General features: G+C 47.7%; 24 protein-coding genes. 18 read left to right on the top strand and 6 right to left on the bottom strand.

The features are described 5' to 3' along the window. The first annotated feature begins 80 nt into the window (after positions 1-80). From trmJ to N7386_RS12085, 14 genes are all read left to right on the top strand, one after another. Entirely contained in the window at positions 81-806 is a 726-nt protein-coding gene (trmJ, locus tag N7386_RS12150; protein WP_086903270.1) for a tRNA (cytosine(32)/uridine(32)-2'-O)-methyltransferase TrmJ, read from the top strand. A 45-nt stretch (positions 807-851) separates the two neighbouring features. Further along, positions 852-1,673 (top strand): serine O-acetyltransferase, encoded by an 822-nt coding sequence (gene cysE, locus N7386_RS12145; protein WP_011626050.1) that lies wholly within the window; start codon positions 852-854, stop codon positions 1,671-1,673. A 350-nt stretch (positions 1,674-2,023) separates the two neighbouring features. After that, positions 2,024-2,485 (top strand): Fe-S cluster assembly transcriptional regulator IscR, encoded by a 462-nt coding sequence (gene iscR / locus N7386_RS12140; protein ID WP_006081858.1) that lies wholly within the window; start codon positions 2,024-2,026, stop codon positions 2,483-2,485. 78 nt (positions 2,486-2,563) lie between these two features. Continuing rightward, positions 2,564-3,778, top strand: coding sequence for an IscS subfamily cysteine desulfurase (locus tag N7386_RS12135; protein WP_086903271.1), 1,215 nt, complete (start codon positions 2,564-2,566; stop codon positions 3,776-3,778). Between the two features lie 37 nt (positions 3,779-3,815). Next, positions 3,816-4,199: a Fe-S cluster assembly scaffold IscU gene (gene iscU, locus N7386_RS12130; RefSeq protein ID WP_011072277.1), complete on the top strand. Its 384-nt coding sequence runs from the start codon at positions 3,816-3,818 to the stop codon at positions 4,197-4,199. Positions 4,200-4,213: 14 nt separating this feature from the next. Next, entirely contained in the window at positions 4,214-4,537 is a 324-nt protein-coding gene (iscA, locus tag N7386_RS12125; protein WP_011072278.1) for an iron-sulfur cluster assembly protein IscA, read from the top strand. A gap of 15 nt (positions 4,538-4,552) precedes the next feature. After that, positions 4,553-5,077, top strand: a complete 525-nt coding sequence (gene hscB / locus N7386_RS12120) for a co-chaperone HscB (protein ID WP_279768696.1) — start codon at positions 4,553-4,555, stop codon at positions 5,075-5,077. A 67-nt stretch (positions 5,078-5,144) separates the two neighbouring features. After that, complete coding sequence (gene hscA, locus N7386_RS12115; protein WP_279768694.1) at positions 5,145-7,007, top strand: Fe-S protein assembly chaperone HscA; 1,863 nt, start codon at positions 5,145-5,147, stop codon at positions 7,005-7,007. Between the two features lie 8 nt (positions 7,008-7,015). After that, positions 7,016-7,351, top strand: a complete 336-nt coding sequence (gene fdx / locus N7386_RS12110; RefSeq protein ID WP_011622515.1) for an ISC system 2Fe-2S type ferredoxin — start codon at positions 7,016-7,018, stop codon at positions 7,349-7,351. A gap of 155 nt (positions 7,352-7,506) precedes the next feature. Next, positions 7,507-8,406, top strand: coding sequence for a 30S ribosomal protein S6--L-glutamate ligase (rimK, locus tag N7386_RS12105; protein ID WP_011622516.1), 900 nt, complete (start codon positions 7,507-7,509; stop codon positions 8,404-8,406). Between the two features lie 68 nt (positions 8,407-8,474). Continuing rightward, positions 8,475-8,672 carry a Fe-S cluster assembly protein IscX gene (gene iscX / locus N7386_RS12100; protein WP_011622517.1) on the top strand — a complete coding sequence of 66 codons (198 nt, stop codon included), beginning with the start codon at positions 8,475-8,477 and terminating at the stop codon, positions 8,670-8,672. 197 nt (positions 8,673-8,869) lie between these two features. After that, complete coding sequence (locus N7386_RS12095) at positions 8,870-9,037, top strand: hypothetical protein (protein WP_041408760.1); 168 nt, start codon at positions 8,870-8,872, stop codon at positions 9,035-9,037. 220 nt (positions 9,038-9,257) lie between these two features. Further along, complete coding sequence (ndk, locus tag N7386_RS12090; RefSeq protein WP_011622518.1) at positions 9,258-9,689, top strand: nucleoside-diphosphate kinase; 432 nt, start codon at positions 9,258-9,260, stop codon at positions 9,687-9,689. A gap of 239 nt (positions 9,690-9,928) precedes the next feature. Then, complete coding sequence (locus N7386_RS12085; RefSeq protein ID WP_011622519.1) at positions 9,929-10,372, top strand: Hsp20 family protein; 444 nt, start codon at positions 9,929-9,931, stop codon at positions 10,370-10,372. 132 nt (positions 10,373-10,504) lie between these two features. Here N7386_RS12085 and ilvN read toward each other — a convergent pair whose 3' ends face one another. From ilvN to N7386_RS12070, 3 genes are all read right to left on the bottom strand, one after another. Beyond that, complete coding sequence (gene ilvN, locus N7386_RS12080) at positions 10,505-10,999, bottom strand: acetolactate synthase small subunit (protein ID WP_011622520.1); 495 nt, start codon at positions 10,997-10,999, stop codon at positions 10,505-10,507. Beyond that, complete coding sequence (locus N7386_RS12075) at positions 10,999-12,717, bottom strand: acetolactate synthase 3 large subunit (RefSeq protein ID WP_279768688.1); 1,719 nt, start codon at positions 12,715-12,717, stop codon at positions 10,999-11,001. The genes ilvN and N7386_RS12075 overlap by 1 nt, the downstream gene beginning before the upstream one ends. 467 nt (positions 12,718-13,184) lie before the next feature. After that, a complete protein-coding gene (locus N7386_RS12070) occupies positions 13,185-14,339 on the bottom strand; it encodes a multidrug effflux MFS transporter (RefSeq protein ID WP_279771011.1) in 1,155 nt (384 codons plus the stop codon). A gap of 562 nt (positions 14,340-14,901) precedes the next feature. On the opposite strand from N7386_RS12070, the gene N7386_RS12065 reads away from it, so the two are divergent. Beyond that, positions 14,902-16,776 (top strand): choice-of-anchor I family protein, encoded by a 1,875-nt coding sequence (locus tag N7386_RS12065; RefSeq protein WP_011717215.1) that lies wholly within the window; start codon positions 14,902-14,904, stop codon positions 16,774-16,776. Positions 16,777-16,908: 132 nt separating this feature from the next. Here the strand turns inward: N7386_RS12065 and N7386_RS12060 are convergent, their stop codons facing one another. After that, positions 16,909-18,267 (bottom strand): PLP-dependent aminotransferase family protein, encoded by a 1,359-nt coding sequence (locus N7386_RS12060; protein WP_041413048.1) that lies wholly within the window; start codon positions 18,265-18,267, stop codon positions 16,909-16,911. 92 nt (positions 18,268-18,359) lie between these two features. Between N7386_RS12060 and N7386_RS12055 the strand changes: the two genes are divergently transcribed. Further along, positions 18,360-18,986: a LysE family translocator gene (locus tag N7386_RS12055; RefSeq protein ID WP_011717213.1), complete on the top strand. Its 627-nt coding sequence runs from the start codon at positions 18,360-18,362 to the stop codon at positions 18,984-18,986. Positions 18,987-19,179: 193 nt separating this feature from the next. Next, on the top strand, positions 19,180-20,937 hold the full coding sequence (locus N7386_RS12050) for a SulP family inorganic anion transporter (protein WP_279768684.1): 1,758 nt from the start codon (positions 19,180-19,182) through the stop codon (positions 20,935-20,937). Positions 20,938-21,027: 90 nt separating this feature from the next. Here N7386_RS12050 and N7386_RS12045 read toward each other — a convergent pair whose 3' ends face one another. Further along, entirely contained in the window at positions 21,028-21,252 is a 225-nt protein-coding gene (locus N7386_RS12045) for a hypothetical protein (protein WP_011717211.1), read from the bottom strand. 121 nt (positions 21,253-21,373) lie between these two features. Continuing rightward, on the bottom strand, positions 21,374-22,045 hold the full coding sequence (locus tag N7386_RS12040; protein ID WP_011717210.1) for a glutathione S-transferase: 672 nt from the start codon (positions 22,043-22,045) through the stop codon (positions 21,374-21,376). 273 nt (positions 22,046-22,318) lie between these two features. Between N7386_RS12040 and N7386_RS12035 the strand changes: the two genes are divergently transcribed. Continuing rightward, positions 22,319-23,311 carry a rhodanese-related sulfurtransferase gene (locus tag N7386_RS12035; RefSeq protein WP_011717209.1) on the top strand — a complete coding sequence of 331 codons (993 nt, stop codon included), beginning with the start codon at positions 22,319-22,321 and terminating at the stop codon, positions 23,309-23,311. Positions 23,312-23,644 lie beyond the last annotated feature (333 nt).

Here is a 23,644-nt window from a genome sequence, read left to right as displayed (position 1 = left end):
ACCGATTTTCATATAAGCATTCACGCACGCCTGTGATAGTATTCGCTCCCTGTGTTTTGTGAATTAAATTAAGTCGTTTCATGCTAAGTAATATTCGTGTGATTTTAGTGGGGACATCGCACCCCGGCAATATTGGCTCGACCGCCAGAGCGATGAAGACCATGGGGTTATCGACCCTGTATCTTGCCGAACCAAGATGTGAAGTGGATGGTCAATCCATCGCCTTGGCGGCTGGTGCGTCTGACATCTTAAAGCATTTGGTGAAAGTGGATTCCTTAGCAGAAGCCATCGCCGATTGCAGTTTAGTGATTGCCACCAGTGCTCGCAGTCGTACCTTAGATTGGCCAATGCTCGATCCGCGTGAAGCGGGGCAAAAGCTGGTCACTGAGGGCTTATCAGGACCTGTCGCCATTGTCTTTGGCCGTGAAAACCATGGTTTGACCAATGAAGAATTGCAGCAATGTACATATCATGTGGCTATTCCTGCTAATCCTGAATACAGCTCATTGAATTTAGCGCAAGCAGTGCAGATTATTTGTTATGAGACGCGTGTCGCACACTTAGCGCAAACAGAGGCGCCACAGGTGGAGGAAGAGTATCCGCTTTCTGCCGATCTTGAGCGTTTCTTTGTGCACTTAGAAAGCACCTTATCATCGACAGGTTTTATTATTAAAAACCACCCCGGCCAAGTGATGACTAAGTTACGTCGTCTGTTTAGCCGTGCACGTATCGAAAGCCAAGAGATGAATATTCTTCGAGGCATTCTAACCTCGATAGATAAAGTGGTGGGTAATAAACAAAAATAGCCAAAGCACATTTGGCAAATAACGCTAATCGCGAAGGATTGAAGCATGGGTGTGATAGCTAGGCTAAAAGAAGACATTGAATCTATATATCACCGTGATCCCGCGGCGCGCAGCGCCTTTGAGATCTTGGTCAACTATCCTGGCATGCACGCCATTTGGCTGCACCGGATAAGCCATAAATTATGGAAGCGTGATTGGCGCTTAATGGCCCGTTGTTTATCGACTTTTTCGCGCTGGTTGACGGGAGTGGAGATCCATCCCGGTGCCACCATTGGCGATCGTTTCTTTATCGACCATGGTATGGGCGTGGTGATCGGTGAAACCGCCGAGATTGGCGATGATTGTACTTTATATCACGGCGTGACATTGGGCGGCACCACCTGGCAAGCGGGTAAACGCCATCCAACACTGGGTAATAACGTGGTCGTGGGCGCAGGGGCTAAGATTTTAGGTCCTATCACTATGCATGATGGGGCGCGTGTCGGCTCTAACTCTGTGGTGGTGAAAGATGTGCCTAAGGATACGACTGTGGTCGGGATCCCGGGGCGCGTAGTGGCCACACCTTCGCCACAATCGAAAGAGAAGTCTGAGCGTCGCAGCGCCATGGCCAAGAAATATGGTTTCGATGCGTATGCTGTGTCCCCCGATAATCCGGATCCCGTCGCGAACGCTATCGGGCAAATGCTGGACCATATGCATTTAATGGATTCAAAAGTGCAGGAATTGTGTCAAGCCATTCAGCGCTTAGGTGGCGATGTCTGCACCGAAAGATTGCCAGAGCTGAATGTGGGTGAGTTTAACGACGCGGAAAAAGCCGCTGCCGATAAGCGCCAGAGTGCGCTCGACGAGTTTGACCCCAGCATTTAATAAGGTGTTTGGCGCAGTGGCATGTTGATATTAATCCACATGCTTCTGCCACCGATGATTGCCATTCAATCACTACTGTGGTTGGGCAGTTTTTGAACAGAGTGGACCTAGGTGGTTAGCATTCATTCTAAGAGAGTGCGTTAGATCCCGATATGGGGGCGATTAGGACGATTAATTGCCCCTTTAGCATTGAATCTTAGGGCAGAAAAAGGTTAAATACCCCACCAAGATGAAAGGGTATTGGTTCACTGCACGCTTATATACCTGAGTGTTTTACTAGGTTTTATACTTGACTGAAATACTCGGGTATGTTGAAATAACCCCATACCTGTTTGGGAGCTATGGTAGTTATGAAACTTACATCTAAAGGTCGTTATGCAGTAACCGCAATGCTCGATGTGGCCATCCACTCGGCTTCGGGACCGGTTCCCTTAGCGGATATCTCTGAAAGACAAGGGATTTCGCTTTCCTATCTGGAACAACTCTTCGCAAAGTTACGTAAACATGGCCTAGTGGCCAGTGTCCGTGGTCCAGGTGGTGGTTATCGCTTAGGCCTCGAAGCTAATGATATTTCTGTTGGCATGGTGGTCCATGCCGTTGACGAGTCTGTCGATGCGACTCGTTGTCAAGGACTAGGCAATTGCCAGAGTGGAACTCGCTGCTTAACGCACTCGCTCTGGGGCGATTTAAGCAAACAAATTTCAGATTTTTTAGATGGTATCAGTCTTGCTGGCTTAATGCAGAAACGAGATGTGCAGTTTATCTCGCTTAAGCAAGACACTATGCAAAAGGAGCAAAGAGTCAGCTTATAGGCTTTTTGTTATACGATAAAAATTATTTTTGTACGTTGTATGTAGCCTCGGCAGAGACTGCTAAGTACGGAGTGTGTTATGAAGCTTCCTATCTATTTAGATTATGCCGCCACCACGCCAGTTGATCCGCGAGTCGCGGAAAAAATGTTCCAATACATGACGATGGATGGCATCTTCGGTAACCCAGCATCACGTTCTCACCGTTATGGCTGGCAAGCGGAAGAAGCGGTGGATGTGGCGCGCAGCCAAGTGGCAGATCTGATCAATGCCGATCACCGTGAAATCGTGTTTACCTCAGGTGCAACCGAATCAAACAACCTGGCGATCAAAGGCGTAGCGCATTTCTACAATAAGAAAGGCAAGCACATCATCACCAGCAAGACTGAACATAAAGCGGTACTCGATACCTGCCGTCAGCTTGAGCGTGAAGGTTTTGAAGTCACTTACTTAGAGCCAGATGCCAACGGCATCATTCCGATGGAACGTTTAGAAGCGGCGATGCGCGACGACACCATTCTTGTCAGCATCATGCATGTGAATAACGAAATCGGTGTGATCCATGATGTGGATGCCATCGGCGAGTTATGCCGCTCAAAAGGCATTATCTTCCATATGGATGCTGCACAAAGCGCGGGCAAATTACCTATCGATGTACAAACGACTAAGGTCGACCTGATTTCTATCTCTGGCCACAAAATGTATGGTCCAAAAGGGATTGGTGCTCTGTACGTTCGCCGTAAGCCACGTATTCGCTTAGAAGCCCAAATGCACGGCGGTGGCCATGAGCGTGGTATGCGCAGTGGTACTCTGGCGACTCACCAAATCGTTGGTTTAGGCGAAGCGGCTGCGATTGCAAAAGCTGAAATGGCAACGGACAACGCCCGTATCGCTAAGCTGCGTGACAAGTTATGGAATGGCATCAAGCACATCGAAGAGACGTATGTAAACGGCGATATGACTCACCGTGTGAGCGGTAGCCTGAACGTCAGCTTCAACTATGTTGAAGGTGAGTCGCTGATGATGGCATTAAAAGATTTAGCGGTTTCATCGGGTTCTGCCTGTACGTCAGCCAGTCTCGAGCCAAGCTACGTGTTACGTGCGCTCGGTTTAAATGATGAAATGGCGCATAGCTCAATTCGTTTCTCAATCGGTCGTTTTACCACCGAAGAAGAAATCGACCACGCTATCGAAACTATTACACAATCTATTGATAAATTAAGAGAAATGTCTCCATTGTGGGAGATGTTCAAAGATGGCATCGACCTGAATCAGGTGCAGTGGGCACATCATTAATTCGACCATTTACAATAGATAATTTTGGAGCAGTACCATGGCTTACAGTGAAAAAGTGATAGATCATTATGAGAACCCACGTAACGTTGGTTCTTTCGACAAGAACGATCCTTCGGTCGTGACCGGTATGGTGGGAGCGCCTGCCTGTGGTGACGTGATGAAGTTACAGCTGAAAATCGGCGCTGACGGCATCATCGAAGACGCTAAGTTCAAAACCTACGGTTGTGGCAGCGCGATTGCGTCTAGCTCACTGGTAACCGAGTGGGTGAAAGGCAAGACTATCGAGCAAGCGGCGGCCATCAAAAACACCGATATCGCGGAAGAATTAGCCTTGCCACCAGTGAAAATCCACTGTTCCATTTTGGCAGAAGATGCCATTAAAGCGGCTATCGACGAGTACAAATCGAAACAAGCTAAGTAACATCTGGAGTTAAGATGGCGATTACAATGACCCCAGCGGCAACTGAGCGTGTCAGATCTTTCTTAGCGAATCGAGGCAAGGGCATCGGCCTGCGTCTCGGCTTAAAGACCTCTGGCTGTTCCGGTATGGCTTATGTGCTTGAGTTTGTTGATGCGCTGAATGATGACGATGAAGTGTATGATATTGATGGTGTAAAAATCATTATCGATGCGAAAAGCTTCATCTATCTACAGGGCATTGAGTTGGATTTTGTTAAAGAAGGCCTGAACGAAGGTTTCCAATTTAACAATCCTAACGCAAAAGGTGAGTGCGGTTGCGGTGAGAGTTTCACTGTTTAATTGCCGAATTGACGCATGAATTATTTCGAGCTGTTTAAGTTTTCCCCTGCCTTCGATATTGACACCGCTGTGCTTGCAGAACGCTACCGCGAACTGCAACGGGCGGTGCATCCCGATAAGTTTGCCAACGATACCGAGCAACAACGTTTATTGTCGGTGCAACGCACTGCGCAAGTGAATGACGGTTATCAAACCCTAAAAGATCCTATCCGCCGTGCCGAGCATATGCTGTCGCTACGTGGTATCGATTTAAGCCACGAAACCACTACAGTGAAAGACACTGCATTTTTAATGCAGCAGATGGAATGGCGCGAGGCGTTAGAAGACATTCGCGATAGCGCCGATCCTCAAGAAAGCATTGATGAGTTATACGACTCTTTCGCGGCATATCGGACAAAGTTGACGAAATTGGTCACCGCACAGCTAAGCAGTGACAGCGAAGAAGATGCCTTGTTAGCGGCAGATCAAGTACGCAAGCTTAAATTTATGGCAAAATTACACGATGAGCTGACGCGTATCGAAGACGCGCTGCTCGATTAATTTTCCCTATTGCAGTTATTTAGCCGATTCAGACGGGTCTGAGTCGGCGTTACTAAGTTGGATACATATGGCCCTTTTGCAGATTGCAGAGCCCGGACAAAGCGCCGCGCCGCACCAACATAGACTTGCCGTTGGCATCGATTTAGGTACCACTAATTCCCTCGTGGCCGCAGTTCGCAGCGGCGTAACGGCGACCTTACCCGATGAATATGGACAGCATTCTTTACCTTCTATCGTCCGTTACACTCAAGATGGCATTGAAGTCGGTCAGGTGGCGGCGTTAAGTTCTGCGCAGGATCCAAAAAACACTATCGTATCGGTCAAGCGCTTTATGGGCCGCAGCCTCACGGATATTCAATCTGGTGAGCAAGCGTTCCCATACCAGTTTGAAGCCAGTGAAAACGGTTTACCGCTGTTTGTTACGCCCCAAGGGCAAGTGAATCCGGTGCAAGTGTCGGCGGAGATTTTACGTCCTCTGGTTGAACGCGCTGAGAAAACCCTTGGTGGCGAGCTGCAGGGCGTCGTGATCACTGTGCCAGCGTATTTCGATGATGCACAGCGTCAAGGGACAAAAGATGCCGCGTCTTTGCTCGGTGTTAAAGTATTGCGCCTGCTCAACGAGCCTACTGCGGCGGCAATCGCCTACGGGTTAGATTCGAAGCAAGAAGGTGTGATCGCGATTTACGATCTCGGCGGCGGTACCTTTGATATCTCTATTCTGCGTTTAAATCGCGGCGTTTTTGAAGTGCTGGCCACGGGCGGCGATTCGGCGCTGGGCGGCGATGACTTTGACCATCTGTTGCAGGCGCATATGCAGCAAGTATGGCAATTGACGAACCTTGATCCGCAGCTAAGCCGTCAGTTATTGATTGAAGCGCGCCGCGTGAAAGAAGCCTTAACCGATGCGAGTGAAGTCGAAGCGAGCCTGACACTTGCCGATGGCACTGTGCTCAAGCAAGTCGTGACCAAAGCTGAATTTGATAACTTAATCAGCGCATTAGTGAAGAAAACTATCGCCAGCTGTCGTCGTACCCTACGTGATGCGGGCGTAACGGCTGATGAAGTGTTAGAAACCGTGATGGTGGGTGGTTCAACCCGCGTGCCATTAGTGCGTGAACAGGTTGAAACCTTTTTCGGTAAGGCGCCATTAACCTCTATCGACCCAGATCGCGTCGTTGCGATTGGCGCGGCGATTCAGGCCGATATTCTGGTCGGTAACAAACCCGAGTCTGAATTATTACTGCTCGATGTGATCCCTTTGTCATTAGGGATTGAGACCATGGGCGGTTTAGTGGAGAAAGTGGTTTCTCGTAACACCACGATTCCTGTGGCCCGCGCCCAAGAGTTTACCACCTTTAAGGATGGTCAAACGGCGATGGCCTTCCATGTGGTGCAGGGCGAGCGTGAGTTAGTCGATGATTGTCGCTCACTCGCACGCTTTACGCTTAAAGGTATTCCCCCGTTAGCGGCTGGCGCAGCCCATATTCGTGTGACCTTCCAAGTCGATGCCGATGGGTTGCTGAGCGTTACCGCGATGGAGAAATCCACCGGCGTGCAATCGAGTATTCAGGTCAAGCCTTCGTTTGGTTTATCGGATACTGAAATCGCGACTATGCTCAAGGACTCGATGAAACATGCGAAGGAAGACATTAGTCGTCGTATGCTGGCCGAGCAGCAAGTGGAGGCGGCAAGGGTACTTGAGTCGTTAAATGCGGCGCTTGCAAAAGATGGCGACCTGCTAACAAGTGATGAGCGTCAGCAGATTGATTCAGTCATGGCGCAACTTGCAGAAATTGCCCGTGGTGATGATGCCGATGCGATTAAGCAAGCGATTGAAGTCCTTGATGAACATACTCAGGATTTCGCCGCGAAGCGTATGGACAATTCTATTCGAGTGGCCTTTAAGGGTCAGTCAATTGACAACATATAGGTGATGTGATGCCCCAGTTAGTCTTTCTTCCCCATGCTGAGTTATGTCCTGATGGCGCAGTGTTGGAAGCCAAAGTAGGTGAAACGATTCTCGATGTGGCGCTGCGTAACGGCATCAATATTGAGCATGCCTGTGAAAAATCCTGTGCCTGCACCACATGCCATTGCATCGTGCGTGAAGGCTTTGATGAGTTAGAGCCAAGCGATGAGCTTGAAGATGATATGCTCGATAAGGCATGGGGACTCGAGCCTGAGAGCCGTTTGTCTTGCCAAGCCAAAGTTGTCGATAGCGATCTGGTGATTGAAATTCCGAAGTACACTGTGAATATGGTGAGCGAAGGTTAATCAACCCGATGCGATGATATCGTCAAAAACCAGTCCATGTGACTGGTTTTTGGCTTCTGGCGCCCAGCATTTGCGCAAGCAATAATTGCCATGATTGATTTATCCTAATCCGAGCGTATGATGCGCTCAAAATGAAATGGTTGTCGGAGACCAAAATGAGAATCGCGATCCTATCGCAAGGGCCTGAGCTATATTCCACAAAGCGACTCGTTGAGGCTGCGACATTACGTGGTCACGAAGTCAAAGTGATCAATCCGCTCGAATGCTATATGAACATCAATATGCGTCAGTCGAGCATCCATATTGGTGGGGAAGAATTGCCGCCTTTTGATGCGGTGATCCCGCGTATTGGTGCATCTATTACGTTTTATGGCTCAGCTGTGCTGCGCCAGTTTGAGATGATGGGCGTGTATGCGCTCAATGATTCCGTAGGCATTTCTCGCTCCCGCGATAAGTTACGTTCGATGCAGTTGATGTCACGCCGTGGTATCGGCTTGCCGATCACCGGCTTTGCCAATAAGCCAAGCGATATTCCTGATCTTATCGACATGGTGGGCGGCGCGCCGCTTGTGATCAAGTTGCTTGAGGGCACGCAGGGCATTGGGGTGGTGTTAGCCGAAACTCGCAAAGCGGCTGAGAGTGTGATTGAAGCTTTTATGGGATTAAAAGCCAACATCATGGTGCAGGAATACATTAAAGAAGCCAATGGCGCCGACATTCGCTGCTTTGTGCTAGGCGATAAAGTGATTGCAGCGATGAAACGCCAAGCCATGCCTGGGGAGTTTCGCTCAAACCTACACCGTGGCGGCACCGCAAGTTTAGTTAAACTGACCCCCGAAGAGCGTTCAGTCGCAATTCGTGCAGCCAAAACCATGGGCCTCAATGTGGCGGGTGTCGATTTACTGCGTTCAAATCATGGCCCTGTGGTGATGGAAGTGAACTCCTCGCCAGGTCTTGAAGGGATTGAAGGCGCCACCGCAAAAGATGTTGCTGGTGCCATTATCGAGTTTGTTGAAAAGAACGCCCTCAAGGCAAAAAAGCCCACTCAAGCGTAGAGTTAACGCGTTCTTAAGCTACACTCAGGAGAGCAAGGTTTAGCTGCAGATGGCACAAGGGGGAGCGGATGTCGTTAAAGTGGATTGACTCATTAGATATCGCCTTAGAATTGCTGGAGAAGCATTCTGAGGTTGACCCCCACAAGCTGCATTTTACTCAGTTATATGAGTGGGTATTAGCCCTCGATGATTTTGATGACGATCCTAAGCATTGTAATGAGCGGATATTAGAAGCCATTCAGCAATGCTGGATTGAAGAGAAATAACCATCGCCCTGATGGGGCATCTTGTCCCGCAAAAAGCGCACTTACGTGACAATTGTCACGTTTAGTGATCTCTTAAAGGGGATTTTTGTAGGAGTTTGATCGGCATCAAATTCATTTTAAGTGAATGACGTACCTTGTTATGTATCAGTTAAGTGGTTAAGCGCTTAATGTTATTCTGGCTACGCAAGGATGTTCACATGAAACTTTTGTTTGCTTTGTTATTCACACTGTTACCCGCCTTGGCATGGGCTCATCCTGGTCATGGTGGTGTTGGTATCTTCCATCATTTGCTCGATTTAGCCCCTGCCATTATTTTGGTCGCCTTGATTGCGTGGGCGAGCATTTGGGCAAAAAATAAAAAATAACCCCTGAGTCTTTGGCAAATATGCCAATTTAGTTGTGTTGTTATCCTTTCGCCAGTCCAGTCGAATGACAGGTCTGGCGTTTTTGTGTGATCAATCTGGTTACAAATCCAGCCAATGTGCGCAATATCTCAGACTTATTTGCTTTAAAGATAGGATTTGTTTTTTAAATTTCGTATAATCCGCGCGAATTTTTCAAACTTGCTGACAAAGGAAGCTTGTTATGGCGATCGAACGCACATTTTCTATCATTAAGCCTGATGCAGTTGCTAAAAACCACATCGGTGCAATCTACAACCGTTTTGAAACTGCTGGTCTGAAGATCGTTGCAGCTAAAATGTTACACCTGACTAAAGAACAAGCTGAAGGTTTCTATGCTGAGCATAGCGAGCGTGGCTTCTTCGGTGCTCTGGTTGCTTTCATGACTTCTGGCCCAATCATGGTTCAAGTATTAGAAGGCGAAAACGCTGTTTTAGCTCACCGCGAAATTTTAGGTGCAACTAACCCAGCTCAAGCGGCTCCAGGTACTATCCGTGCTGATTTCGCTCAAAGCATCGACGAAAACGCAGCTCACGGTTCTGATTCTTTAGAATCAGCAGCACGTGAAATTGCTTACTTCTTCAGTGCTGAAGAACTGTGTCCACGTACTCGTTAATTTGAGTGCCAGACCGAAGAAGGGAGCCTAAGGGCTCCTTTTTTATTTAGTTTTTAAAAAATTTTAAAAAACTTCCTTGAAATCCGCTTTCCTATCCTTATATCTATTGCAGGATCGCTCGATGAGGATCCCAATCGATTCTGTGCCGCTAGGACAGAAGTTAATTTAGGCGAGGTAAATGCGTTTTCAATTGAAAAACGTTCGCCACTTTCCATATTGCTTAAGACAAGGATATGAATATGCGTACTTATGATTTAACTCCTCTTTACCGTAGTGCTATTGGTTTTGATCGTTTAGCCCAGATGGCAGAACATGCTGCCGCGAATAATGGCAACTCAGGTTATCCTCCATATAACATTGAACTCCTTGGCGAAAATCGTTATCGCATTACTATGGCCGTGGCCGGGTTCTCGATGGAAGAGCTTGAGATCAGTAGCGAAGGTGAGAAATTACTGGTGAAAGGCAATAAGGCCGAGAGCCAAACCGAGCGTAAATACCTATACCAAGGTATTGCCGAGCGCGGGTTTGAACGCACTTTCCAACTGGCGGATTATGTGACTGTATTGGGTGCCAGTTTAGAGAATGGTTTATTGAACATTGATTTAGTGCGTGAAATCCCAGAAGCGTTAAAACCACGCAAGATTGAAATCACCACCTCGCGCCTATTAGACGGTCAATCCTAATCCTGAATCGCAAGGATAAAGAAGGGGAGCTTAGTGCTCCCCTTATTGTTATCCCACCAATTAAAATCCCATGAGGTCTATGTCAAAGCCTTGCGATGGCAAGCTCACATAGGGTTAATGGGGATATCAGCGCTATGCTCTCATCGCTTTCTCGCCGCGGGCCAGACCCACAACGCCCGAGCGCGATACTTCAACTACCTTGGTCACTTCACCCATGGAGTGAATAAAGGCATCGAGTTTCTCGGTCGTGCCCACCAATTGAATGGTGTAGAGATTGGCGGTGACATCGACAATTTGCCCACGGAAGATATCGGCGGTACGCTTAATTTCTTCCCGTAATTCCCCTTGGGCGCGGACTTTAACCAGCGCCAACTCCCGCTCGATATAAGCCGATTCGGTGACATTCGACACCTTAAGCACATCGACTAACTTGTGCAGCTGTTTCTCGATTTGCTCTAGCACTTTTTCGTCGGCCACTACGGTAATATTGAGGCGCGATAAGGTGTTATCATCGGTTGGTGCCACAGTTAAACTTTCGATGTTGTAACCGCGCTGGGAAAACAGGCCGACAACACGGGATAGGGCGCCGGATTGGTTTTCGAGTAATACAGATATAATTCGACGCATTAGCATTTCTCCGTTTTGCTTAACCACATTTCATTCATCGCGCCGCCGCGGATAAGCATGGGATACACGTGCTCAGTCTCATCCACCATAATGTCGATAAATACCAGTCTGTCTTTCATGGCAAGGGCTTCGGCCATCTTAGACTCAAGCTCAGCAGGATCGCTAATCGTCATGCCAACATGGCCATAGGCTTCGGCAATTTTGGCAAAGTTGGGGACGGAATCCATATAGGAATGGGAATGGCGACCCGAGTAGATCATATCCTGCCATTGTTTCACCATACCAAGGAAACGGTTGTTTAAGTTGATAATTTTAACAGGCGTATCGTATTGCAGAGCGGTTGAAAGCTCTTGAATATTCATCTGAATCGAACCATCGCCCGTGACGCACACAACGGTTTCGTCCGGCATTGCCATTTTGACTCCCATAGCAGCGGGTAAGCCAAAGCCCATGGTGCCAAGGCCACCGGAGTTAATCCAATGACGAGGTTTATCAAAGGGATAATAGAGCGCGGCAAACATTTGATGCTGGCCTACATCCGAGGCGACATAGGCCTCACCCTTAGTGAGTTTGTAAAGGGTTTCAATCACTTGCTGTGGTTTTATCCGGTTGCTTTCCTTATCGTATGCCAAGCAGTTGCGGTTACGCCACACTGTGATTTCTTGCCACCATTGATTAATTGCCTCGCTATCGTTGCTCTCCTTCGACTCCTCGAGCAGGGCTAGCATGCTGTCTAATACGATATCGGCCGAGCCAACGATGGGGATATCCACTCGTACGGTTTTTGAAATCGATGAAGGGTCGATATCAATATGTAAGATGGTGGCATTAGGGCAGTATTTTTCGATGTTGTTGGTGGTTCTATCATCGAAACGCACACCAATCCCGAAGATAAGATCGCAGTTATGCATGGTCATGTTGGCTTCATAACGACCGTGCATCCCCAGCATTCCTAAGCTGTTTTTATGGGTGCCAGGGAAGGCGCCAAGCCCCATCAAGGTGCTGACAACGGGGATATTTAACTTTTCCGCTAGGGCTAAGATCTGCTTTTCACTGCTTGAGATAATGGCGCCGCCACCCACATAAAGCACAGGTTTTTTCGCGGCGAGCAATGCCTGCAATCCACGGCGAATTTGACCCTTATGGCCCGATGTCGTTGGATTATAGGAGCGCATTTTAATGCTCTCGGGGTAAATATAGTCGTGCAGTAATGCAGGATTGAGGCAATCCTTTGGCAAGTCGACAACCACGGGGCCGGGGCGACCCGTGGAGGCAATATAAAAGGCTTTTTTAATGATCTCAGGAATTTGAGTGGGATCTTGTACTAAAAAGCTGTGTTTGACGACAGGGCGTGAAATCCCAATCATGTCGCATTCTTGGAACGCATCGTTACCGATTAAATTGCTCGGCACTTGGCCAGATAACACCACTAATGGAATTGAATCCATATAGGCGGTGGCGATGCCGGTAATAGCATTGGTGGCACCTGGGCCTGAGGTCACGAGTACCACGCCCACTTTACCCGTGGCACGGGCATAACCATCGGCCATATGCACGGCGGCTTGTTCGTGACGAACCAGAATATGTTCAATACCGGGGATAAGGTGCAGGGCGTCGTAGATATCTAACACTGAGCCGCCAGGGTAACCAAATATGTGCTTTACACCTTCATCGATAAGGGATCGCACAATCATGCTGGCGCCGGATAACTTCTCCATGTGAAACTCCTATTGCATAGTACCGTTACGGTAAACAGTATCTTGTTACAGCGACGGTAATCGCTCTAAAAATAAGCCTGAAGGGTAATTCAGACTCCGATTGCTGAGCTTGAAATCATCGATTTCAAGCGCTCATCCCTTTGGATGCAGCAGCTGTTGCAATGAACAGAATTTCATCATATTCAAAAAAGAACACATTTCAAGGCTTTTATGTAAAAAATAACCAACTTGAAACAATTTCATGTTTGGGCGCGATAAACGCTTATGAAACGGGAGTTTTTGTGTGGGATAGTTTTATTTAATTACTTTAATTAGAATGGGTTAGCTGATTTACAATGAAAAACGGCACCCAAGCTACTATATATAACCTAAGTGCCGTTTATTTAGAAAACGCTTAATTTGTTACAAATCAACTACAAAAGAGAGATAAACCATAATTGCTTGGTTTAGGTGGCATAAAGATGCCATCACTCTTTCGGCTTGGGTTGATGAGCCGAACGGTTAAATTGACAGAATCCCACTAACAATACCGCCGTCAGCATCAATGCTGAGAAGGGCACTGCGGTGCCATTATAAAACAGCGCGAGTAATGGGCCTGCTAAGGCGCCGCAGCCAAATCTTAAGGTGCCAATTACCGCCGTGGCCGTGCCCGTTTCCTGCTTAAACTTCATCAGCACAATGGCATCGGCGTTGACTGACATAATACCAAGACTGCCCATAAGTGGGATAAGCATCAACACGGTGAAGTGATAACTGAGCCCCAGTAAATTAACCCCCAGTAAACCGACCGCCGCCAGCGCACCGAAGAAGGTCGATACGTGCAGCATCCTTAACGAGCCATAACGCCCCACAATTCGGGTATTGATAATATTTGCCAGCATCAGCGCGCCCACATTGGTACTAAAGAGTAGGGCAAATAAGGATTTATCTAAGGAAAAAACCTCCATATAGACAAAGGGCGATGCGGTTAAATAACAGAAAAACGCAAAGGAGGTGAGTACACCGCTGGCAATATTTAATTTAACGCCGGGACGTGAAAACACCGTCGCATAAGCCCCTAAAAAGGATTTTTGACTGCGGCTACTCAGATCTTTATCGCTGGGCATTCTTAACAGCGTAATGACCAACAACAGCAACAACATGGCATAGGCCGATTGGATAAAGAAGATCAAATGCCATTCACCAAGCTCGAGGATAAGGCTACCGATGCTTGGGGCTAATAATGGCGCTAACATCATGATTAAACTGACATAAGACATGCCTTTAGCCGTGTTTTCACCATAGACTTCTTTGATATACCCAGGGACAACCACGGTGGCCGCGGCGCCGATAAAGGCTTGTAAAAAGCGCAGGCCCAAAAACACTTCAATCTGTTCGGCTAAGCCGAGCAATAGGCTGACTAACATAAAGCCTGAGAGGCCCATTATTACCAAAGGGCGACGGCCAATACGGTCGGCAAGGGGGCCAAAACACAGCATGCCGAGGGCATAGCCTCCTAGGTAAACACTCAAGGATTGTTGGACTAGGGTGATATCGGTATGAAAACTCTGGGCAAGTGTTGCCATAGCGGGCAAATACATGTCGATCGCGAGCGGCGTGATCGCGACAATGGCGGCGAGCATAGGGATCAGCAGAGCCAAGTGGGGAATGCTGCTCGGTTTAGTCGGATAGCTTGACGGTTGTGGATCCACAGTTACCTCGGGTGGCGAAAGAAGGCGATATTAAGTGTTATGTCACTCGAAAACCGAAATTGTAGGGTTACAATTTTGCCTAATGGCGACTCATTTTGCCTCAATTACCATAGCGTAATTTCGCCATGAACATTGGAGGAGTATAGGGAAGAAATGAGTGGCCGGCGAAGAGTCTCTCAACCGTCATAGGCACAGTTGATTTAAGTCCTCGGCTTTGTATCGAGTCTAAGGATATTAAGGCATAACATAGTAAAACGCTCAGGCAAATAAGCCAATCTCGATGACGATATCTTTACACTTAAATTGTAACCAAAATGGATTTTATGTCCTTGTATTGCATTGATGTGCTCAGGCACGCCTTAGCGTCATTCATTCGACTGAGATTGTCACTCCAGTGTCATCTGTATGTCATCTAACCGTCTTGAATGCGGATTAGTTTAATGGGCTTTAGCTTAACCCTACGACTAATAACAACACATTCAGGAATGATGCAATGAACACAAAACGACTGCCGCTGGCCGGTGCGATACTGGCAAGTATACTCCTTGGTGCCTGTAATGGTGATGACGGTACCAATGGTGAGCAGGGGGATAATGGCTTCAATTCATTAGTTAAAGTGACCGCACTCGCCATAGGTGATGCGAACTGTCCCGCCAGTGGTCAACGTATCGATACAGGGCTTGATGCGAATCGTAATGGCGAGTTGGAAGAAACTGAAATCGATGCGGCGCAAACACAATTTATTTGCCAACCTCAAGCTGCGGGAGTCACAGCTGAGCTGATTGGCCGTCATCAAACGGGCGTTTATGGCCTGAGTGCCGCTGAGATTGTCGAATATCACAGTGCTTCTCAGCGTATTTTTGTGGTTAATGCGAGAAGCGGTAAAGTCGACATTATCGATGCTCACTTACTTGGTAATGCGACCACGGCAACTGCGCCATTAGCCTTGAATAATCTTGATAAGCTCGGCGAGCTGGATGTCGCCAAGGATGTGGGCTTAAGTTTTATGGGCAGCGTTAACAGCGTCAGTATTTCTGGTAACTTGTTAGCGGCGGCCATTGAGCGCGGCGATGCGGCGGGCAATAAGACTCAAGCCAATGGTTATGTGGCTTTCTATCAACTCAACGGCAATGACACGCCGCAGTATCTTAGCGCGGTTGAAGTTGGTGCATTACCGGATAACGTGGTGTTTAGTCATGATGGTAAAACGGTACTCGTTGCCAACGAAGGCGAACCAAATCAAGACTATAGTGTCGATCCTGAGGGCAGTGTGGCCATTATCGCCATTGCGGATGGTAAACCCGCAGCGACGGCAACGCTAGTGACATTCACCGAGTTCAATCAGGGCAATGCTCGCTATAATGAAATCACCAAGGACATTAAAATCAATGGCCCTATGGCCACTGTCGCGCAGGACTTAGAGCCTGAGTATATCAGTGTCAGTCCCGATAACAGCCGTGCCTTCGTGAGTTTGCAGGAGAACAATGCCATCGCCGTGATTGATATCGCCAATGCCAAAGTGGCGAAGATTTTACCTTTGGGACTGAAGGATTACGGTCTTGATGTGAATAAAATTGATGCAAGTGATAAGGACGATATGATCAACCTTCAGGCCTATGCGGGCGTATATGGCATGTATCAGCCTGATACCGTAGCGAGTTACCGTTGGAATAATGCTGATTTTATTGTTACCGCAAACGAAGGGGATTCCCGCGACTATGCTGGGTTTTCGGAGGAAGCCCGCGCCGGTGACTTAACCTTAGATCCTAATCATCCACAATTTGCCGCCGCGAAAGATAAGACTCAATTAGCCCGTTTGAAAGTGACTAAGAGTATGGGGGATGAGGATAACGACGGCGATTATGACAAAATCGTGAGCTTCGGCGCGCGCTCCTTCTCAATCTGGACGGCTGATGGTCAACAGGTGTTTGACAGTGGTAGCGATTTTGAGCGGATCACCGCAGCCTTATTAGGCAATAACTTCAACAATAACAACGAAGAAAACAAAGGCGATAGTCGCAGTGACGATAAGGGACCCGAGCCTGAAGCCTTAGCCCTCGGCAAAATTGGCCAGAAACTCTATGCCTTTATCGGGCTTGAACGTACCTCTGGTTTTATGATTTACGATGTGACCAATCCCTTTGACGTGCATTTTGTTGATTATGTGGTAAACCGAGATTTTGAGGCGGATTTCAGCATAGATACAGATACTGGCGAAGTGAAAGGCGATGCCAGTTTGGCGGGAGATTTAGGGCCAGAAGGCATGAAGTTTGTGAGTACAGAGAAGAGTCCAAATGGTCAACCTCTGCTGATTATCGGCAATGAAGTCAGTGGCACAACCAGCGTGTACCAGATTAAGGTGCAATAGCCATAGTTTGTGTTCAAGGTGCTATAACGTTACATCTCGACACCTAAAATGCTTGTGATTAACCAAGTTTAAAACGCCAGAGCATCACTCTGGCGTTTCTTTTTGCTTCTTTCTCGCGATAAAAATGCAACGTTAAACGACTGAATAGGCGTTTTGCTTGAGGGCATTAAAGGTGGATTCGATACATTCGAGCGCAAGCTGGAATTGGGTATCGTTTTCGGCGCCACCTAAACTTAAACGGATAAAGTTATCATGGCAGTTAAAGTCATCCCCATTACGGATCAGCACACCTTTCGCCGCTAAGGCGGTCACCAGATGATGGGCTTTAATGTCTTCGGGCAACTGAACCCAGCCATTTAAACCACGCCAGCGTTGAGTTAACCCCAGCCTGTCGCCCAATGCCATGCACTGCTGTTGACGCGAACGAACAATGGCATCGCGATTGGCGGTGATTTGCCCGCGCTTGATCAGTTGACAGGCGAGCTCCACATTGAGTGGCGAAACCATCCAGCACTGGCTATGAATGGCGAGGCGCAATGGCGCGATGAGCGGCTCGGGCACGAGGATAAAACCTTGCCTTAAGCCCCCTGAAAACAGCTTAGACAGGCTTGAAATGTAAATGACCCTCGGGCAATTCAGCGTCTGTGCTAACTGCCACAGCGGAGGGTGCCATTCTTCAGGGAGGCAATAATTCACATCATCTTCAATGATATAAAACTGATACTGCTCCGCGAGTGTTAACAGTTTTTCTCTCTGTTGCTCACTGTATTCAATGCAGGTAGGGTTTTGATTGTTAAGGGTTAAATACACCAGCTTAGGTTGGTGGATTTGCACTAAGGCTTCGAATCTAGCGAGGTCGACCCCGTCAGAGGTTAACGGCACGCCAATGCTATTGATACCTAATTGTTTTGCGCAAATTCGCACTCCGGGATAGCTGTACTGCTCGTGCAGGAGTACCTCGCCCTTGGTGAGGAAGGCATTAAGGCAGGCAAAAATGGCCTGTTGGCCACCATGGGTAAAGATCAATTGCTCGGGTTGCTGTTCAATCCCACGTTGTAAAAGCCAGTGGTGAAATACCTGCTGATGCTGATCTAAGGGGCTGGCGCGATAGCCAAGGAGTTGACTCAGTTTTGCAGGATCCTTAGCCAGTTGGCTTAGACAATCACTCAGGGTACTAATTTGATCCGTCAGCGGCTGCTGACACGTCGCCATATTGAGCTGCAAGTTACTGAGCTCTGGCACGGGAGAAGCGTTGACATAAGTCCCATCACCGATACGTGCTTCCACATAGCCGCGCTGCTCCGCAAGGGCGTAGGCCCGTGTGACAGTGCCTATGGTCACCCCTAACGCATCGGCTAAACGTCGCTGTGGTGGGAGTTTTGTACCATGGGGCAGGATTTTACGCAAAATGCCTTGCTCAATGGCACTGACGAGACGTTGATATTTAGGACCAGTAAATACCTCTAGATCTGGCGTCCAAATTGTACCCATGACAATAAATCCATTGATCTCCATTAATCTACCTATATTATTTATTGTATCGTTTATTGTCAAATATTGTATGCGTACAATTTAAGGTGTTTATGGATATTCAACTTGTCAATGACCCACAACTCTGGACCTTGATGGCCTCTGCAGCACTCTTTTGTGCAACCATGACCATGACTCCTGGGCCGAATAATATTTTACTCGCCAGCTCTGGCGCCCATTTCGGGGTGATGCGCACCATTCCGCATATTGCGGGGATCCGCTTAGGCTCGACTTCTCTGCATCTGTCGGTATTACTGGGACTTGGTGCTTTGTTCGAGGCGTTTCCGGTGTTGCATCAAGTGCTAAAGTATGCGGCATTAGTGTATTTACTGCACCTTGCCTATCGATTAGTGACCTCTCCCGTTAAGGCGGCACATTTGGATGAAGGGCGTAAGCCGATGAGTGTGATGGAGGCGGCGCTGTTTCAGTGGATTAATCCCAAATCTTGGATGTCGACCATTACCCTTTGCAGCGCGTTTACTTTAGGGGGCGATGGCTTTTGGCTCAGTGCGGTATTGGGCGTGCTGGTGTTTAATCTGGTGGGATTTCCCGCGTCCTTCACTTGGGTATTTGTGGGCGCTGCAATCAGTAAAAAGCTGAATACGGATAAACGTCGACGTCATTTTAACTGGTTTATGGGCAGTTTATTGTTGGTGTCCTTACCTATGATCCTGCGTTAAAGAGTGCTAATTGCGCTAAAAGCTTAAATATTCTGGGATACTGACTCGCGTAAGGATTGGCTTTATGCCATAACCAACATACTATTGGTGGCTTTTTTAGGTAACGGCCTTTTGGGATCCCATTGAGGCTTAGTTATACTTAGCCACCGCAAGTTAGTGATTAACTTGGGAGTGAGTATATGGAGGTTACTGCGTGAAGTTTCCCAGTTTAGTATCGTTAATGCCCGGTTTGGCGCAGATGCTGCAGTATGAGAAGCAATGGCTCAGGGATGATGTGAGGGCGGGATTATCTGTGGCGGCGGTTGCTTTACCCGTTGCTATCGCCTACGCCCAATTGACCGGGGTTAATGCCGCCGTGGGTTTATACTCCTGCGTGCTGCCCATGTTGGTATATGCACTGTTTGGCACATCTAGACAATTGATTGTTGGTCCCGATGCCGCCACCTGCGCCGTGATTGCCGCAGTGGTGACGCCGCTTGCAGCAGGCGATAGCATGAAGCACTGGCAATTGGTGATGACCATGACGGCGATGACCGGCTTTTGGTGCTTAATCGCCAGCCGTTTTCGCCTTGGGGTATTAGCTGACTTTCTCTCCAAACCTATCCTAATGGGGCTACTCAATGGTGTGGCGATCACCATTATCGTTGGCCAATTCTCGAAAATTTTTGGTTTTACCTTCGATGAACGTTATTTGATTGAGCGTTTATCCGGTGCGCCTTCCTATTTAACTCGAACCCACTGGCCTACCTTGCTGATGGGTGTGGTGACCTTAGCAACCTATGCCTTAGTGAAACGATATCGTCCACAGTGGCCAGCCTCTATGTGTGCGATGGCTATGGCGGCGTTTTTAGTCTGGGCCTTTAACTTAACCAGCTTAGATATCAATGTGGTGGGTGAGGTGAGCGCTGGCTTGCCATCGTTCCAAGCGCCTGTGTTCGATATCGGTATTGCCCGTGAACTGGTGGTGCCCGCACTCAACTTAGCCATGGTGAGCTTTGTGAGCATGATGCTGACGGCGCGCAGTTTTGCGGCAAAAAATGGCTACGATATCGATGCGGATAAAGAGTTTCGCGCCCTAGGGATTGCCAATATCGCTTCGGCTTTATCTCAGGGTTTTGCCGTCAGTGGCGCCGATTCGCGCACTGCGGTTAACGATGCAAACGGCGGTAAGAGTCAGTTGGTGTCCATCATCGCAGCGGTATTAATTGCATTAGTCACGCTATTTTTTACCGCACCACTGAAATATATCCCCAGTTCCGCGCTCGGCGTGGTATTGGTGATTGCTTCGATTTCCTTGATTGATTTAAAGGCGTTGTGGAACCTGCGCGTGCGGGATCGCTCCGCCTTTTTACTCGCCTGTACAACGTTGTTTTCGGTGCTGTTTATTGGGGTTATTCCTGGCATTACCTTGGCGGTACTGCTGGGCTTATTCCAATTTTTAGCAACAGTGATGCGCCCAACCGACCAAGTCCTCGGGCTGGACCAAAAAGGGGTGATTCGCAGTGTGGATGATTCTGGCAAAGCCAAATCTGTACCAGGCGTGTTTATCTACCGTTTCAACTCGCCGTTAACCTACTTCAACGCCACTTACTTTAAGCGCCGCCTACTGGAGAAGTTTATCCGCGAGCCAGAGCCCGTTGATTGCATTATCATCGATGCTGTGCCGTGTTTTACTCACTTAGATTTGAGTGTGATGGCCATGCTTGCGGATTTACATCAACTACTGAAGAAGCGCGGCATACGCTTAGTTTTAGCCGGTCGTAAACGACAGATGCTCGGCTGGTTTGAACAAGCGGGAATGCAGTCCGGTGAAGGCGGTATCTTGATCAGACCCGATTTATATCTGGCGCTGAAAATGAACCAAAGTTACAAACAAGCGTTAGCCGAGGGGCAGGCGCCAGTGATCAAAAAAGATCCCGAGGATGATGTGTTATTGCACAGTCATTTATAGAAGCAAACCTAATAAAAAAGCGCGATATTGTTCGCGCTTTTTTATGGCTCATTCAACACCCTTAGAAAACATCGGTGAGCTTAAATTAACTTAGTCATTTGGCAGTTTATCTAAGGGGATTAATCCGTGGTAGGCATAGTAGCCTATGGGTCCTAAAAATAAACTCAGTAGACACCAGAGGCATTTTTTATTGGTGCTAAGGTTAGCTTGACTCTTAAATACCCTACGCGCAAAGACGCAATGTAGTAGGGTTAGCCCTATGAGCATCGCAATGATCTTAATATCCGTATTTTCCAAGTACCTGATCCCTGTCATTCATCGTGATGATTTAGCATAAAATGTTAAAAACGATTAAGTTACTTTACCTAAGTGCTACGTACTTTACTCGAACATTTTACCGATTGCTATTATGTATATCAAAAATAAACGTTAATTCTTATTCACTTATAGACGTTCCTAACAAGTAAGTCGGCGGATTGCCAGCCTGCCAGATCACATATTTTTCCATTGCTTGTAGAAATATCTCACTGCTGGTTAGTGTCGTTAACCAGTTCATTAGGCGTGGAAACGCAACTGTCAGATCCCGTTTGCTATCCACCGCCGTAAATTGGCGGATAAAAGGCACAATAGCGTAATCAGCAAGGCTTAACGTGGCTCCGATTAGATAAGGATGTTGCTGAAGCTGTGCTTCGAGTCGTTCAAGAAAAGTGCTGGCCTTGGCAAAATAATCCGCCTGGGTGTATTCAGGATAACGGTCGGCATATTTGTACTTATCCAGCCAAGGTTTAAATTCAACATCATTCTGCGCGATAAGTGCAGTAATCAAGTTTTGCGCTGACGCGGTTTCTCCGAGTAACGGCTGTGTGGCTTGTGAATGAGTATTTGTCAGTGCCCAGCGCATAATCTCTAAGCTCTCGGCAATCACCTCACCTGTAGGGAGCTGTAATACCGGCACTGTGCCCTTGGGGGAGATGGCTAACATTGCTGTGGGTTTTGCTTTAAGGGTGATTTCCCGCACTTCTACCTGGCATTGGCCGAGCAATAGGCCAAGGCGAGCGCGCATGGCATAAGGACAACGGCGAAAACTGTAGAGTATGGGTAAGGGCATAGTTGTGTTCCTTAAAGCAATCATAAAAGCAATTTGCCACTGCTGCGGCTTAAAAGTCGGCAATAGTAGTGACTTTAAAACAGAAATACTGCGTTTATTACTGATTTTTCCACCGTTTGGCTTGTAAATAAACAATGACCTTGGTTTTTGTCTGTGTTTATCTGACTGTGACTCAGGTAGAATTTCGGCCGATTTTTGCGACCCGGCCTAGGCTTAGGTTGGTTATTAGTTAATGCACTGGAAATTAAGCTCCAGCCAGCAGTTGAGGGTGTTATGTCTAACGTTGTTGTTTGTGCTTTATATAAGTTTGTTTCATTACCGCATTTTGAGTCGCTGCGTGAGCCACTCCTGTCCATGATGGAACAGGCCGATATTAAAGGCACATTATTGCTGGCAAACGAAGGGATCAATGGCACTGTGGCCGGCTCTCAAGCCGCCATCGATGCACTGCTGGCTTGGTTGAATAACCAAAATGGCCTCGAAAACATCGTTTACAAGTTATCCTTTGACGATGAAATGCCTTTCTACCGCACTAAGGTGAAGCTGAAAAAAGAAATCGTCACTATGGGCGTTGAAGGTATCGATCCGCTTAAAGTGGTGGGTACTTATGTTAAGCCACAGGACTGGAATGCGCTGATTTCCGATCCAGAAGTCATTCTAGTGGATACCCGTAACGACTACGAAGTGCAAATTGGCACCTTTAAAAATGCCATTAACCCAGTGACCGAAACCTTCAGAGAATTCCCTGAGTATGTGAAGCAGAATCTCGATCCTGCTAAGCATAAGAAAGTGGCGATGTTCTGTACTGGCGGTATCCGCTGCGAAAAATCAACCGCTTATTTAAAAGAGCAGGGCTTCGAAGAAGTCTATCACCTCGAAGGTGGCATCCTTAAGTACCTCGAAGAGGTGAAACAGGAGGAAAGCCTGTGGGAAGGCGAATGTTTCGTCTTCGATAACCGCGTCGCCGTTGACCATGATTTAAAGAAAGGCCAATACGATCAATGTAATGCTTGTCGTATGCCGATCACTGAAGCCGAAAAATTAAGCCCTGCCTATGTGCAAGGCGTTAGCTGCCCACATTGTATCGATAAGATTTCGGACGAGCAGCGTAAGCGTTTCGTTGAACGTGAGCGCCAAGTGAACTTAGCGAAATCACGTAACGAAGCCCATATTGGTAGCGATGTGAATCAAGTGATTGAAGCTCGCCGTCAAAAGAAAGAAGCGCTGCGCCAGCAATCGGCCGAAAAGAACAAAGCTAAGCAATAAGGTAAGTAATAAGGTTTTTACCTATCTCTTGAGCGCGTACGTTTTCGACTATGACCACTATGGCCCGACATGTTCGGGCCATTTTTTTACTAAATGTCTTAGGGCGTGTTGACGTTTCGAGATTAGATTTTGTTCGTTCTGGCAAGCACGTGCTTGCGAAACGAGGAATGAAGTGTAGTTATTCTACTCAAATGACGAGCGGCTCTTATGACAGAAAGTAAGAGCAAGGGCTTGCCAGACGAACCCTTCGGGCAGCATTTGGCTGACGTTTCTGCTGCGTTATCGTCCGTTTATGTAGAATAACTACACTGCACGGACGTTGCCTTGCATAAA

This window comes from Shewanella sp. GD04112, assembly GCF_029835735.1.
In the GTDB taxonomy this organism is placed as follows: Bacteria; Pseudomonadota; Gammaproteobacteria; order Enterobacterales; family Shewanellaceae; genus Shewanella.
This window is presented reverse-complemented; position numbering and strand designations above follow the sequence as displayed.